The organism is Flavobacterium sp. (assembly GCF_044357305.1).
Lineage (GTDB): Bacteria > Bacteroidota > Bacteroidia > Flavobacteriales > Flavobacteriaceae > Flavobacterium.
Map to the genome: position 1 here is coordinate 15,709 of NZ_JBIKPS010000012.1, position 15,421 is coordinate 31,129.

Sequence of the window (15,421 nt, forward strand, 5' to 3'; positions counted from 1 at the left end):
TAAGTTGAGTCTAAAATTTTGCTATATTTATAAGACTTAACAAAGCAAATAGTTAGTTTTATCAGACAACAATAATAATGAATTATAAAAAAGAAGATTTCGGAGAAGATTTTATCTGGGGGATTTCTGCTTCGGCTGTTCAAACCGAAGGAGCTCATGACCACCTCGGAAAAGGATTGTCTATTTGGGATGAATTTGTAACTAAAAAAAATAAAATCCTAAACAAAGACAACCATTATGTTGCTGCCGATTTTTATAATCAATACAAAACGGATATCGATTTAATCAAGCAAATGGGAATTCCTAACTTTAGGTTTTCCTTGTCTTGGAGTCGAATTTTACCCAACGGAATTGGAGAAGTAAATCCAGCAGGATTGGATTTTTACCATAAAGTAATTGACTATTGTTTAGAAAACGACATTCAACCTTTTATTACCCTATACCATTGGGATCTTCCTTTGGCATTAGAGAAAAAAGGAGGTTGGGTAAATAGAGAGGTCTTGACATGGTTTGAAGAATATGTCAAGGTTTGTGTTACTGCTTTTAAAGATAAAGTTACCCATTGGATGGTGCTCAACGAGCCTATGGTATTTACTGGAGCCGGATATTTTTTGGGTGTTCATGCTCCAGGCAAAAAAGGGTTAAAGAATTTTATTCCCGCTATGCACCATGCCGTTTTATGTCAGGCAATTGGTTATAATGCTATTAAATTAATAGATGCAAAAGCACAAGTGGGAACTACTTTTTCGTGTTCTTATGTTACCCCGCATTCGAGTTCAATACGAGATAAAAAAGCAGCGTTTCGGGTAGATGCCTTAATCAATCGCCTTTTTATTGAGCCTTCACTTGGATTAGGATATCCCGAAGATGCTCTTCCTTTTTTGAAAAAAGTAAAGAAGTACATCATGCCAAATGATGATTCCTTGATGAAAGTTACTTTTGATTTTATTGGGATTCAAAACTATACCCGAGAAGTAGTTGCTTATTCCATTTTTACGCCCTTTATAAATGCAAAAATAATTCCTGCGGATACCAGAAAAGTATTTTATACCGCTATGGATTGGGAGGTTTACCCCGAAGCGATTTTCGAAATGATTACCAAATACGATGCTTATGAAGGCGTAAAAAAAATAATGATTACCGAAAATGGAGCCTCTTTTCCTGATGAGGTTCTTGATGGCGTTGTGGCAGATGATAAACGGATTAATTACTTAAAATCCTATTTGAAACAAGTATTAAAGGCAAAATCAGGAAGTGCTAAACTTTCGGGTTATTTTGTATGGTCACTTACCGATAATTTCGAATGGGGTGAAGGTTTTAAACAACGTTTTGGTTTGATTCATATCGATTATGAAACGAAGAAAAGAACGGTTAAAAATTCAGGGTGGTGGTATAAGGATTTTCTTGGTGATAAATAGAAAATCCTAACTAACATCCATTAAATGTCTTTCCTATACGTTCTTCTTCGTCTAAAAATCACTGGATCAAAGTGTTTCCACAGTTGATGAATGGCGTGGTTGTCTTCTAACTCGGGTGTTCTAACACAATTAAGAATTCCTTTTTCAGTAAAAGTATTGTAGTATTCGTTAAAAATTATTGCGGTAACTCCTTTGCTTTGGTACTCGGGTGCCACACCTATTAGATAAAATAAAACTTCTTTAGACTCTTTTTTTGCTTTAAGCAAATGATAAAATCCAAACGGAAATAATTTGCCTTTTGCCTTCTGTAAGGCTTCAGCAAAACTGGGCATTACAATACTAAAAGCCACTAGATTGTGGTCTTTATCTTCTACAAATTTGATGTATTCGGGATTGATAAAACTGATGTATTTTTTCTTGAAATATTCTTTTTGAACATCGGTTATGGCTACAAACGACGATAAATCGGCATAGGAATTATTAAACAAATCAAACATTTTGTCCACAAGAGGCATGATGTCTTTTGTTTTAGTAAAATTTAAAGGTTTTAGTTGGTATCTTTTTTTAATTAACTCTTGGGCTTTATAGAAAAACTCGGGTTTTACATTTTCAAATGGGAATTTATTTTCGAGGTATTCTTTTTCTTTTACGTACCCCAATTGCTCTAAATGATCCTTGTAATATGGATAGTTGTACCAAGTAATCATCGAACCTATTTCATCAAAGCCTTCTGTAAGAACCCCAACTTTATCTAAATTAGAAAATCCCATTGGGCCTTCTATATATTCTAGATTATTTTTTTGTGCAAGTTCTCTTACTTTCTCTAGTAATGCTCGAGTAACTTCTACATTGTCAATTACATCCCACCAACCAAAACGAACTTTCTTTTTTTGTTGGTTGTTTACTTCATCCCAATTGATAATGGCGGCAATACGTCCCACAATTTGGTCGTTTTTGTAAGCCAAATAAAAATAAGCTTCGGCACTTTCAAAGGCTGGATTTTTAGTTTTATCAAATCCATCCAACTCTTCCTGAATTAATGGTGGCACCCAATAGGCATGGTTTTTATACAATGAAAACGGAAATTTTACGTACTCTTTTAATAACGCTTTCGTATTGGCTTCTTTAATTGTAATCATTTTCTATGGCTATGGTTTTTCGACTTGAACTTCGTCTAAACGTTTTTTAGTTTTTTCTTTATCTTTTCCTTTGGTGCTTTTGTCTTTCTTTTTATCTTTTTTTGGAGCTCTTAACATAACCTCTTCATAATTGGTATCATAGCGCCAAGAAAATCCAATTCCTCCATAGAGTAACCTTGGTGTATCTTTATAATTTCTACTGATTGAGGCATCAATTTGAATATCGCTATTGAATAAATAAGCGGCTCCCACGGTAAATATTCCATCTGAATAATAATCGCTTTTAATGCCTTTGTTTTCAAGAAACCCCGACCATTGGTCATTAAATCCTTTAGTTAAAGTTACTACATATCCCATGGATTGATTGACTGAACTTACTTGATCTACAAAAATATTGGTAACAAAAACCCATGCTCCAGGTAGAATGTTTTGGGTTATTACCATTGCTTTAGGTGCCAAAGTAGCCATTTTTTCTGTGGTTCTCCAAAAAGGATTGGAACTTGAATTGTAATTAAACCCTGCATAAACAGCCACTGCGGGTATTAATTGATGCCAATTGTACTTGTGGTTTTTTTTCCAACTGTACATGTCTATTTTTGTTTCATAGTTCTTCATAGGGTCGAAGGCCAAGTACTTAAATCCAACAGTTGTCGTTTTTAAACCGCTTCTTTTGGTATCCAAAAAAGGGGTTTGATAGGTGTCTTTTTGGTAATTAAAATTGACAATAGCTTCCAGTTGTTCTTTGTAAAATCCATACCTTCCAGTAAAATCAATTCCAAAACCGGTAGCATTGTAATCTAAAACATTATGCCGTTCCTTGATGTAACTAACGCCTGATTCCAATTGGATTACTGTTTTTCCAACAGAAAACGCCGACATAGAATTTCCAGGACGGTTAGAATTTATTACATCGGTATATTGCCCATAGTTATTTTGAATAAAAAATAAGCTTGTAAGCAGGATAAAATTGGTTACTCTCATTATAAATAATTAAATATTCGCTTTTGAAATTCAAATGTACTATAATTTATTATTTATTTAAGAGCTAATCCTAATTTTGAATGTGGTAATTTAGTATTTTTGACAAAAATTTTTATGTTATGCAAGAAGCTAATTTTTCGAGTCTAGTTAAAACCTTGTTTTGGATTATTGCCATTTTTTATGTTGTAAAGTTTTTAGCGCGATTATTTTTGCCCGTAATTGCTAAAAAAGTGGTTGAAAAAGCTACTGAACAATTTCAGCAACAATATCAAAATCAACAGCAGCAAAAGGCGACAAACGGTACACCTAATCCTGATAAACCCAAAGAAACCAAAAAAGTAGGTGAATATATTGACTATGAAGAGATATAAAGCTAGCCTTTGAGTTTAAAAGTAAAATTTTGAACTTAAATTTCTTAATATAACAGTCAACAGTACATTATATAAAAATACATTATACCATATACATTCCTCATAAAATGAAGCAAATTCAAAAATTATATCCTCATTTATTAGCCATTTTAGGTTTTATAGTCATTGCCCTTATTTATTTTTATCCGGTATTGCAAGGAAAAAAAATTAACCAATCAGATATTGTTCAATACACAGCCATGGCTAAAGAGCAAAATGACTTTAGAGCTTCAGATCATTCGGAACCTTATTGGACCAATTCTGCTTTTGGAGGAATGCCTACCTACCAGTTGGGCGCTAAATATCCAAATGATTTTATTGGTCATTTAGACGATGCCTTACGTTTTTTACCAAGACCAGCCGATTATTTGTTTCTTTACTTTTTGGGATTTTATGGGTTGCTTTTGGTTTTGAGAATAGATCCATTGAAAGCCTTTTTTGGGGCATTAGCTTTTGGTTTTTCCACCTATTTGGTAATTATTTTAGGCGTTGGACATAATGCTAAAGCGCATGCAATAGCCTATATGCCTTGGGTTATTGCAGGTGTGATTTTAGTTTTCAAAAAGAAATACGTTGTTGGTGGTTTGCTTACCATGATTGCGGTTGCTTTAGAAATAAATGCCAATCACTTTCAAATGACTTATTATTTATTGATTGTACTATTGGCTTTAGGAGTTTATTATGCTATTAAATTCATCAAAAACAAAGAATTCAATCCGCTATTAAAAGTGGCAGGAACTTTTGCTGTTGCTATCCTTTTTGCTGTTGGGGCAAATGCAGCAAGTCTTTTAGCTACAAAGGAATATTCAGATTTTAGTACAAGAGGAAAAAGTGAATTGCAATTGAAACCTGATGGAACAAAAAAATCATCCACTACAGTTTTAGATAAAGAATACATCAATGAATACAGTTATGGAATTTTAGAGAGTTTAAATTTAATTGCTCCAAGACTTTTTGGAGGCGGAAGCGCAGAAGAATTGAACGAAGACTCCTCTGTTTATGATTTTATGATAAAATATGGCGCTTCCGAGGCAGAGGCTAAACAATTTACAGCATTTTATGCCCGTACCTATTGGGGCGATCAACCTAGTGTTGCAGCTCCTGCCTATATTGGTGCTGTAGTTTTCTTCTTGTTTGTGTTAGGAATGTACCACGATAAACGTAAAATAAAATATGTTTTTCTTATTGCTGCAATTGTTTCTTTAATGCTTTCTTGGGGTAAAAACTTCTCAATTATTACGGATTTATTCATCGAATATGTTCCAATGTATGATAAATTTAGAGCTGTTTCCTCCATACAAGTAATTTTGGAATTGTGTATTCCAATTATAGCAATTCTCGGATTTCATTCCTTTTTTACTACAAACCAAGAAAAGCAATTGAATAGTTTGTGGAAAGCTGCTGCAACTACTTTAGGATTGATTGTTTTATTGTTCTTATTTAAAAACTCGTTTGATTTTGTAGGTGCCATGGACGGCGACTTGAGAACAATGTTTAGTCAAAGTCAAGACAAATCGTTTGCTGTTGGTTTTCTAGATACCTTGAAAGAGGACCGAAGAAGCTTGTATGCTGCCGATTTATTGCGATCTGGATTTTTTATTTTCCTAGCTGCTTTGGCGCTTTATTTATACATTAAAAATAAATTAGCACAAACAACAGCTATTGTATTAGTAGGATTGTTTATGGTTTCCGATTTATTTTTTGTAGATAAAAAGTATGTAAACAGTACCAATTTTGTTAGTGCTAGAGAAGTTGATGTCCCTTTTGAAGCTACTCCAACCGATTTACAAATTCTTCAAGATACTACCCATTTTAGAGTCTTGGAAGTAGACGGAAATTTATCGAGTGCTCGAGCATCATTTTTTCATAAATCAATTGGCGGCTATAGTGCGGTTAAACCTAGAGCTATGCAAGAGTTGTTTGATTATCAAATTGCTAAAAATAACAAAGAAGTAATTGATATGTTGAATGTAAAATACATCATTCAAACCAACGATAAAGGAGAACAGTTTCCAACATTAAATCCAGATGCCAATGGAAATGCTTGGTTTGTCTCCGATTTAATAATGGTTAATTCAGCAGATGCCGAGATGAAAGGGTTGGAAAAATTAAACACGAAAAATGCTGCAATTTCAAATTCTTATGAGTTCGGTTCTTTATTTAAAAATGATTTGAAGAAATTCACAAAAGACTCCACTGCAACAATTAAACTTACAAGTTATAAACCTAATGATTTAAAATACAACTCAACCAACAAAAATGAAGGGTTGGCTGTTTTTTCTGAAATGTATTATAAAAATGGGTGGAATGCCTATGTTGATGGCAAAGCTACCAATCATTTCAAAGTGGATTATGCTTTAAGAGCGATGCTTATTCCGGCTGGAAGTCATACAATCGAATTCAAATTTGAACCACAAGTTGTAAAAACAGGAAGTTTGATTGCTTTGGTTAGTTCATTAGGAATGGTATTGCTATTAATTGGTGGGATTTATTTTGAAAATAAAAAGCAGATAAAATAGTTAAAGTAATTTTAGTAAATTTGACTTATTATTTTCAAATAATATGAAGCCAACCAAATTTAATCATGCACATCCTATTGAAATGGAAGCACGATACATTGCAGAGGTACGAAAAATGACGCCACAACAGCGATTTGAAAAACTCATGGCTATTATTGAAATTTCTTATCTTTTGAAAACAGCCAAAAAATATTCCAAATTAAAATAATTTGTCATTAATGAAAGAAAATATTGATGGCGCTAATCCAATTCCTCCTTCGGTGGCTAGGGGGCTAAAAGTCCTAATCATAACCTACTATTGGCCGCCAGCAGGTGGGCCAGGAGTGCAACGATGGTTAAAATTTGTAAAATATTTGCCCGATTTTAATGTTCAACCTATAGTTTATGTTCCTGAAAATCCTACGTATCCTATTGTTGATGAAGATTTGATAAATGAAGTTTCTGATAAAGCAATTATTCTTAAAAATAAAATATTTGAACCTTATCAATTAGCTGGTTTTTTATCAAAAAAAGAAACCAAAAAAATCAGTTCAGGGATTATTCCTGCAGCCAAAAAACAAAGTTTTGTTGAGAAAATTATGCTTTGGGTTCGTGGCAATTTATTCATTCCTGATGCGCGTAAATTTTGGGTAAACCCATCTGTAACTTATTTAAAAAAATACATTCAAGAAAACAATATTGATACTATTGTAACATCGGGACCACCTCATTCGTTGCATTTAATTGGATTAAAATTAAAAGAAGAATTAGGCGTGAAATGGTTTGCTGATTTTCGCGATCCTTGGACAACCATTGGTTATCATAAAGCATTGAAGTTGTCTTCGTATGCCAATAAAAAGCATAAATTTTTAGAAAGTAAAGTCCTCAATACTGCTGATACTATTATCGTTACCAGCAAAACCACAAAAACCGAATTTCAAGCACTTACCAATAAGCCAATTGAAGTGATTACTAATGGCTATGATGTAGAGAATATTCCGAGGCAAACCTTGGACGAGAAGTTTACAATGGCGCACATTGGTTCTTTTTTGTCCGATAGAAATCCTAAAATTTTATGGGAAGTATTGCAGGAATTGGTTTCCGAAAATGAAACATTCGCAGCTCAGTTCCAATTGAAATTAATCGGAAAAATAAGTCAGGAAATTCTAGACAGCATTTCACACTATCAATTAGATTCTTATTGCAATAATTTGGGATATGTTTCGCATTCGGAAGCTATAGTACATCAAAGAAAATCGCAAGTATTATTGTTAATAGAAATTGATTCAGAGGATACTAAAAGCATCATTCCGGGTAAATTATTTGAATATATGGTTTCTGAACGGCCAATTATTGCCATTGGTCCAAAAGATTCTGATTTTGCTGAAATTATTTCAACTACCAATACAGGAGTTTTCTTTACCTACCATGAAAAAGAACGTTTAAAAAAGACTATTGGTTCTTATTTTGAATTGTATTTTGAAAACAAATTACAGGTTTATCCTGTTGGATTACAACACTATTCAAGAAAAAGTTTGACGGAAAAACTTGCAAAACTAATAACTCATAACTCCTAGCATGGGAATCGTTCAATCACAGTCTATAAAAAACACTCTAATTACTTTCTTCGGATTTGGAATAGGCGCTATAAATGCTTTGTTTTTTTATACTAATTTTTTAGGAAAATTGCATTACGGAATTGTAACAACCATTCTTTCAGGTGCTAATATCATGATGCCTTTGATGGCTTTTGGTGCTCAAAATACCCTAATTCGTTTTTTTTCTCAATATAAAACCGAAAGAGAACGAGAGGATTTTTTATCGTTTATGTTGTTTTTGCCCTTAGCTTTTATTATACCTATAACGGCTATTTTTTATATTTTTTACGATCCAATATCGAGTGGTTGGTTGAAAGAAAATCCAAGTTTGGAACCTTTTTTTTGGTTGATACCAATTGTAGGTTTGTTTATGGCCTATTTTGAAGTTTTCTATGCTTGGGTAAAAGTTCATATGTATTCGGTGGTTGGAAATTTCATCAGTGAGGTTCTAATTCGAGTGATTGTAATGATGTTGTTGTTTTCGGTTCATTTTAATTTAATTGACAAAACAACTTGTGTTTATGGTATTGCTGTTGCTTATTTTGCCCAGTTAGTTGTTATGAAACTGTATGCTATTTCAGTGAAAATGCCAGTTTTAAGATTTGTAATTCCTGAAAACAGTAAAGAAATTGTTCAATATTCATTGTTTATTATTGTTTCTGGAGGCGTAGCAGTCATGCTAGTTGATTTTGATAAAGTAATGATTCCTTTTTATAAAGACATCAGTCAAAATGCTTTATATGCAGTTGCAATTTTTATTTCAACTGTAATCATTGTGCCTTATAGAGCAATGAATCAAATAGTTGCTCCAATTACGGCTAAATTAATGTCTGAAAATAAACACGATGAATTGAATGAATTATATAAAAAAAGTGCTATAAATCTTCAAGTAATTGGAGGCTTTATTATGATGCTTATATTTTTGAATATTAAAGAGTTATATAGAATAATTCCCGATGAATATAGTGGTGGAATTTGGGTTGTTTTTATGATTGGATTGTGCAAGTTTTATGATGTTTTATTAGGAAATAATAATTCGATTATTGTCAATACAAAATACTACAGAACGGTTTTATTGTTCGGAATTATTACTGTAGTTTTAATGATAGTTTTAAATGCAATTTTTATTCCTCTTTATGGTATCGAAGGTTCTGCATTTGCTACTTTAATAACGATTGTGATATACAATACCATTAAATTATTGTATGTTGTTAAAAAAATGAATTTATATCCTTTTACAATAAAAACACTTTATTCCTTAGGTATATTGGTGACTTGTTTTATAATTTTCTTCTTTTGGGAATTTCCTTTTCATCCAATTATTAATATCGGGTTAAAGTCAATATTGATATCCGTTTACTACGGGTACAGCAATTATAAGTTAAAAATATCCGATGAGGTAAATTCAGTGATCACGACGATTTTATTGCGCTTAAAAGTAAAGTAAAAAAATCCTAATCCGCTTCCCAGCTTCATAGGATTTTTAAACAAACCTAACCAACCCATTTTTTTAATTTCTACCTTCTTTTTTATCTTCATCAACTAGAGCTTTAGTTCCGTCAGTTCTATAATAGTAAGACTGATTTTGACTCTGATTGTGATTTGTATTTTGATAGTTTGTTGCATAACCGCTGTATGTAAATCCAGCTCTTCTGCCTTTAACTTGTCCAATCATGTCTACAATTTCACCTCTTCGGTTGTACACTATTTGCATTCCACCCACTTGAGTCAAGGCAAATCTGTTGTATCTCATATATACGGTTCCAATTCGGCTCACTCTATCTTGGTTGTCATAATTGATGAAAGTGTTTCCAACTCTTCTAACTCTACCAAAACTATCATGTTCTATTAAAACGCCAAAGTTTACTGGAGTGTTTCTATTTCTTCGTTCGGCAGCTGAGGTTCTTTTTCCAGCCAATCTATAATTATAATCGCCGTGAGAATCTTCTGGACGAGTGTTAAAATCAAAGTCGCCGTTTGGAAAAACAAAAAACTCAATGCCTCGTTCTGTAAATGAGATTGGCTCATCAAAGCTAAATCTTGTTCTTGTTCCTTCATCAGTAAAATTTAATTCTGATGCCTTCGCTACATTTCCTAACAGTAAAATACTAGCTACTACTAATGTAATTTTTTTCATGATAATTAGAATTAATTTTTTTACTTACTCTTTCGATTTTCAGTTTCTTCGACCAGATTATTGTTCCGATGTTTGATACATTCCAAATTGCGTGCCAAACCCTTTTTAATAAATTGTCAACGATTTGTTAATGAAAATTAACTATTTGACAAGCAATTTATTATTTGCTTAAATTGGATAAAAATATAGTAGGAAGTTTATTTTATTTTATTATTTTTGGTGTCGATACCCAAACAATCTACTCATCTTGTTATGAATTTCACAAAAAGAAACCTATTATTTTTAGTTTTTACTTTATTTAGCGTAACTAATTCTTTCAGTCAATCGTTTATTCAAGCCTATGCCGATGTGGTAAACCAATGTTCGCAAACTAATATTACTACTAATTTGACTCAATATGAAGCCTTAGGAGTGAAGCGTAGAGGCACCGTTGCATTGCAAAATACTTTAGATTGGTTAAAGAATAAATATTTGAGTTATGGATATACTACTTCACAATTACAAGAATATTCATATACTTACTCAGGATCGGCTGCGGCTTGTAAGAATCTTGTAGTGACCAAAGTTGGAACAACCTATCAGAATACTTTTTTAATTGTTTGTGGTCATTACGATTCTATTTCTGGTACAGGAACTAATGATAACGGTAGTGGTGTGGTATCTATTTTGGAAGTAGCTCGATTATTACAAAATATTCCTACCGAATATTCTATAAAATTCATCAATTTTAGTGGGGAGGAAGACGGCTTAAAAGGAAGTCAAGATTTTGTGGCAAATGTTGTCAATGCGACTTCTCCTAAAATGAATATCCGATTGGTTTTTAATTTAGATGAAGTAGGTGGTGTTGCTGGATTAGTTAATAATACCATCACTTGTGAACGCGATTTAAGTTTACCAACTGCCAATAATGCCTTATCTTCTGCTTTTACTAATCAATTGATTGCCTGTGTAGGATTATATTCTCCGTTAAATACCTTTTTAGCGCAAGCTTACGCTTCTGATTATATGTCATTTCAGAGTAACAGTGACATTATCACTGGTTTTTTCGAGAAAAATGAAACTACTCATAAACATACGCCTACGGATTTATTGATAAATATGGATCCAATTTATAATTATAATGTGGCTAAAGCAACTATTGGAGCTACGATGCATTTTGCTGTTGCGAGTACTGCTTCTTTGACAACTGAAGAAGCCGTTAAAGATTTCAATGTAAGTTTCTTTCCCAATCCTGCGAAGGATACTTTAAATATTAACTTAGGTTCTATAATAGCAACTAATTATACTTTTTCATTGATTGATATTAATGGAAAAACGGTTTTAACCCTTCCAATTGAAAATGCTAAATTGATTGAATCGATTCCAATTTCTGGTTTGGCAAAAGGATTGTATTTAGGTGTTTTGCAAGCCGGAAGTCAACGAATAACTAAGAAAGTGGTTATTGAATAATTTTATTGGAAAAAGGCTGTAAAGCATATATTCTTACTTTTTTTATCAAAAAATAAATTGAAAATAGACTTGTTTTGAAACTGATAATTTAAAAAAGACAAAGCCTTTTTAGCCCTGATTGCAGTGTAAATCCTCGCCTTTTTTTGGCGAGATTGAAACGAAAAGCAGGAAAATGGATTGCTAAAATGCCCAAGCCATTCGCTCCAAAAAAACTACAACTTACCTTTCAAATACTTCCCAGTAATTGATTTTTTATTCTTTACAATATCTTCAGGAGTTCCAGCGGCTAGAAGTAATCCACCGTTTTCACCACCTTCGGGACCAAGGTCAATAATCCAATCGGCACATTTTATTAAGTCGAGGTTGTGTTCTACTACCAAAATCGAATGTCCTTTATCTATTAAGGCATCAAACGAAGCCAATAATTTTTTTATATCGTGAAAGTGCAAACCAGTTGTAGGCTCATCAAATACAAATAGTGCTTTGTCTTTTGTAGTTCCTTTTACCAAGAAAGAAGCCAATTTGATGCGCTGTGCTTCACCACCCGAAAGGGTAGAAGACGATTGCCCCAATTGCACATAACCCAATCCAACATCTTGTAAAGGTTGTAGTTTTTGTGTTATTTTAGTCTGCTTATGTTCGTTGAAAAACAAAATAGCATCATCCAAAGTCATGGTTAAGATATCATCGATATTTTTTCCTTCAAAATTCACTTCCAAGATTTCTTTCTTGAATCGTTTTCCGCCGCAAGTTTCGCAAGGCAACTCCACATCGGCCATAAAAACCATTTCCACATTGATGGAGCCATCGCCTTTGCAGGTTTCGCATCGTCCACCATCCACATTAAACGAGAAATGTTTGGGTTGGTAGCCACGAATTTTAGATAATTTGGTTTTCGAATACAAATCCCGAATATCATCGTACGCCTTAATATACGTCACCGGATTGGAACGCGAACTTCTTCCAATTGGGTTTTGATCTACGTATTCAATATGCTGAATTTTGTGGTAATGCCCTTGCATATCGGTATATTGTCCTGCTTTTTCACTAACGCCTTCCAATCTTTTTTGGATGGCTGGAAATAATATTTTCTTAACTAACGTACTTTTTCCGCTTCCAGAAACTCCCGTAATCACGGTTAAACATTCCAACGGAAACCGAACATCCAGGTTTTGCAAATTGTTTTCTCTAGCGCCAAGGATATCAATATAAGTTCCCCATTTTCTGCGGGTTCTAGGAACTTTAATTTCCATTTCACCATTAAGGTATTTGGCGGTTAACGAATCCGATTGTAAGATTTCATCAAAGGTTCCTTCGGCTACCAATTCTCCACCATGCGTTCCGGCTTCAGGACCAATATCAATAATCCTATCGGCTTGTTTCATGATGTCTTCATCGTGTTCTACCACAATAACGGTATTGCCTAAATCCCGAAGATTTTTCAACACTTCAATCAATAATTCGGTGTCTTTGGGATGCAAACCGATACTTGGCTCGTCCAAAATATACATCGAACCAACCAAACTACTTCCTAGTGAAGTTGCAAGATTAATACGCTGGGATTCGCCACCAGATAGCGTTGCCGAATTCCTATTTAAAGTCAAGTAATCCAAACCTACGTTGCTTAAAAATGCCAAGCGACTGTTGATTTCAATCAGCAATCTTTTGGAAACAGTAGTATCGTATTCGGATAGTTTTAATTCTGTAAAAAACGGAATCAATCGTTTGATAGATAAATCAACCAAATCGGAAATGGTTTTGCCTCCCACTTGAATGTAATTGGCTTCTGCTCGTAATCGTTTGCCTTTACAAACATTACATTTGGTTTTTCCGCGGTAACGCGATAACATTACGCGGTTTTGAATTTTATAATTTTTTTCTTCTAATTCCTTGAAGAAATCATTTAGGCCTTGAAAATATTGATTTCCTTTCCAAATCAAATCTTTCTGTGCTTCCGAAAGTTCAAAATAAGGCTTATGAATAGGGAAATCAAACTTGTAGGCATGGTTCACCAATTCGTCTCGGTACCAGCCCATACTTTCCCCACGCCAAGGATAAATGGCATTTTCAAAAACAGAAAGTGCAGTATTCGGAATTACTAATTCTTCATCGATGCCAATAACGTTGCCATATCCCTCGCATTTTGGGCAGGCACCATACGGATTGTTAAAACTAAACAAATGCACATTTGGCTCTAGGAACATCATGCCATCCAATTCGAAATTGGAACTAAAATGCATGCGGTTATTATCTTTTAAATCTTGCAAATAACAATCGCCTTTTCCTTCAAAAAAAGCAGTTTGCACCGCATCCGATAGACGGTTGAAGAATTCTTCTTCGTCTTTTACAACAATACGGTCAATGATTAGTAAAATGTCTTTATTGTCCAGCGAATGTTTGTCAATTTCATCCAAACGCACCATTTCATTATTTACTAAAATCCTAGCAAAACCTTGTTGCAATAATACTTTTAGTTTGTCTTCTAGTTTTCTGCCTTCTTCCAAATGAATAGGAGCAAGGAGCAACCAACGGCTTTCTAAATCGAATGTTTTTACAGAAGAAATAACATCAAAAACGTTGTCTTTTCTTACTTCCTTGCCAGAAATTGGTGAAATTGTTTTTCCAATTCGAGCAAAAAGTAATTTTAAGTAATCGTATATTTCAGTAGAAGTTCCAACAGTAGAACGGGCATTGGTTGTATTTACTTTTTGTTCAATGGCAATAGCAGGAGCAATTCCTTTGATGTAATCTACTTTTGGTTTGTCCAATCGCCCAAGGAATTGTCGCGCATAAGAAGACAAACTTTCTACATATCGGCGTTGCCCTTCGGCATACAAAGTATCAAATGCCAAAGAAGATTTTCCTGATCCCGAAAGCCCCGTAATCACTACTAATTTATTCCTAGGAATAGCCACATCCAAATTTTTTAAATTGTGAATGGCAGCACCTTTTATGATTATATTTTTCTTAGGATCGAGGGTAGCAATATCTTTTGGAATCATAGTAAAAAACTAATTTTTGCAAAGATAATGATTTCTAAAATGAGATTGGGTGTTGAACAAATCACAAATTATATTTTGATGATTTTATACTATATTTGGATTATTGTTTTACGACAATATTGCATATTTGCTATGTAACACCACAAGTTAACGCTAAGAGTAGCATCCAAACATAAAATATATTTTTTGGAAGAAAAAGAACTTATCCTAAGATTAAAGAAGAACGATGAAATTGCGTTCGGTTTAGTGGTGGATTTATTTTCCAAAAAGGTTTACAATACCTGTGTTGGGATGTTGCAAAATCTGGAAGATGCCCAAGACGTTACTCAAGAAATCTTCATTACCATCCATTTAAATATTAAAGATTTCAAGGAAGAATCTTCCCTTTCTACTTGGATTTATAGAATATCCGTCAATAAATGTTTGGAATTTATCCGAAAGAAAAACAGAAAAAAACGGTCTGGAATTTTTAGATCTATTTTTTCTTCCGAAAGTGAAAAAGCCCTTGAAAACCATTCGGATTTTAGTCATCCCGGAATCCAATTGGAAAATAAAGAACGTTCCATAATTTTATTTAAAGCCATTAGTTTATTGCCTGAACAGCAGCAAACTGCTTATATTTTGCATAAAGTAGAGCAGGTGAGTTATAATGAAATAGCCGTAATTATGGAAGTTTCGTTATCGGCAGTAGAATCACTACTTTTTAGAGCTAAACAAAATTTAAAGAAGCATTTGGCAACTTATTATGAAGAAAATGAAAAATAACCGCAAGTTTTTTAAGAATTAAAT

At 33.4% G+C, this 15,421-nt stretch carries 12 protein-coding genes; 8 read left to right on the top strand and 4 right to left on the bottom strand.

Translation table 11 applies throughout. The features are described 5' to 3' along the window. Positions 1-77 precede the first annotated feature (77 nt). Positions 78-1,418: a GH1 family beta-glucosidase gene (locus ACIQ2J_RS08990; protein WP_396168783.1), complete on the top strand. Its 1,341-nt coding sequence runs from the start codon at positions 78-80 to the stop codon at positions 1,416-1,418. A 20-nt stretch (positions 1,419-1,438) separates the two neighbouring features. Here ACIQ2J_RS08990 and ACIQ2J_RS08995 read toward each other — a convergent pair whose 3' ends face one another. Together ACIQ2J_RS08995 and ACIQ2J_RS09000 are read right to left on the bottom strand one after the other, a co-directional pair. Further along, complete coding sequence (locus ACIQ2J_RS08995; protein WP_396168785.1) at positions 1,439-2,557, bottom strand: GTP cyclohydrolase; 1,119 nt, start codon at positions 2,555-2,557, stop codon at positions 1,439-1,441. Positions 2,558-2,566: 9 nt separating this feature from the next. Further along, positions 2,567-3,538 carry a transporter gene (locus ACIQ2J_RS09000; RefSeq protein ID WP_396168787.1) on the bottom strand — a complete coding sequence of 324 codons (972 nt, stop codon included), beginning with the start codon at positions 3,536-3,538 and terminating at the stop codon, positions 2,567-2,569. A 119-nt stretch (positions 3,539-3,657) separates the two neighbouring features. Between ACIQ2J_RS09000 and ACIQ2J_RS09005 the strand changes: the two genes are divergently transcribed. The 5 genes from ACIQ2J_RS09005 to ACIQ2J_RS09025 all read left to right on the top strand — a co-directional run bounded on the left by ACIQ2J_RS09005 (position 3,658) and on the right by ACIQ2J_RS09025 (position 9,491). After that, positions 3,658-3,909 (top strand): DUF4834 domain-containing protein, encoded by a 252-nt coding sequence (locus ACIQ2J_RS09005; protein WP_396168791.1) that lies wholly within the window; start codon positions 3,658-3,660, stop codon positions 3,907-3,909. 107 nt (positions 3,910-4,016) lie between these two features. Further along, a complete protein-coding gene (locus ACIQ2J_RS09010; protein WP_396168796.1) occupies positions 4,017-6,467 on the top strand; it encodes a YfhO family protein in 2,451 nt (816 codons plus the stop codon). A 43-nt stretch (positions 6,468-6,510) separates the two neighbouring features. Continuing rightward, a complete protein-coding gene (locus tag ACIQ2J_RS09015) occupies positions 6,511-6,675 on the top strand; it encodes a hypothetical protein (RefSeq protein WP_396168799.1) in 165 nt (54 codons plus the stop codon). Positions 6,676-6,685: 10 nt separating this feature from the next. Then, positions 6,686-8,023, top strand: a complete 1,338-nt coding sequence (locus ACIQ2J_RS09020) for a glycosyltransferase family 4 protein (RefSeq protein WP_396168802.1) — start codon at positions 6,686-6,688, stop codon at positions 8,021-8,023. 1 nt (position 8,024) lies between these two features. After that, positions 8,025-9,491: a lipopolysaccharide biosynthesis protein gene (locus tag ACIQ2J_RS09025; RefSeq protein ID WP_396168804.1), complete on the top strand. Its 1,467-nt coding sequence runs from the start codon at positions 8,025-8,027 to the stop codon at positions 9,489-9,491. A gap of 63 nt (positions 9,492-9,554) precedes the next feature. Here the strand turns inward: ACIQ2J_RS09025 and ACIQ2J_RS09030 are convergent, their stop codons facing one another. Beyond that, positions 9,555-10,181 carry a hypothetical protein gene (locus ACIQ2J_RS09030; RefSeq protein WP_396168807.1) on the bottom strand — a complete coding sequence of 209 codons (627 nt, stop codon included), beginning with the start codon at positions 10,179-10,181 and terminating at the stop codon, positions 9,555-9,557. A gap of 252 nt (positions 10,182-10,433) precedes the next feature. Here ACIQ2J_RS09030 and ACIQ2J_RS09035 point away from each other — a divergent pair, with 252 nt between their 5' ends. Further along, complete coding sequence (locus tag ACIQ2J_RS09035) at positions 10,434-11,630, top strand: M28 family peptidase (RefSeq protein ID WP_396168809.1); 1,197 nt, start codon at positions 10,434-10,436, stop codon at positions 11,628-11,630. Positions 11,631-11,842: 212 nt separating this feature from the next. Here the strand turns inward: ACIQ2J_RS09035 and uvrA are convergent, their stop codons facing one another. Beyond that, the gene (uvrA, locus tag ACIQ2J_RS09040; RefSeq protein WP_396168811.1) at positions 11,843-14,632 is read right to left on the bottom strand and encodes an excinuclease ABC subunit UvrA; all 2,790 of its coding nucleotides are present in this window, start codon (positions 14,630-14,632) and stop codon (positions 11,843-11,845) included. 186 nt (positions 14,633-14,818) lie between these two features. On the opposite strand from uvrA, the gene ACIQ2J_RS09045 reads away from it, so the two are divergent. Continuing rightward, complete coding sequence (locus ACIQ2J_RS09045; RefSeq protein ID WP_396168813.1) at positions 14,819-15,397, top strand: RNA polymerase sigma factor; 579 nt, start codon at positions 14,819-14,821, stop codon at positions 15,395-15,397. Positions 15,398-15,421 lie beyond the last annotated feature (24 nt).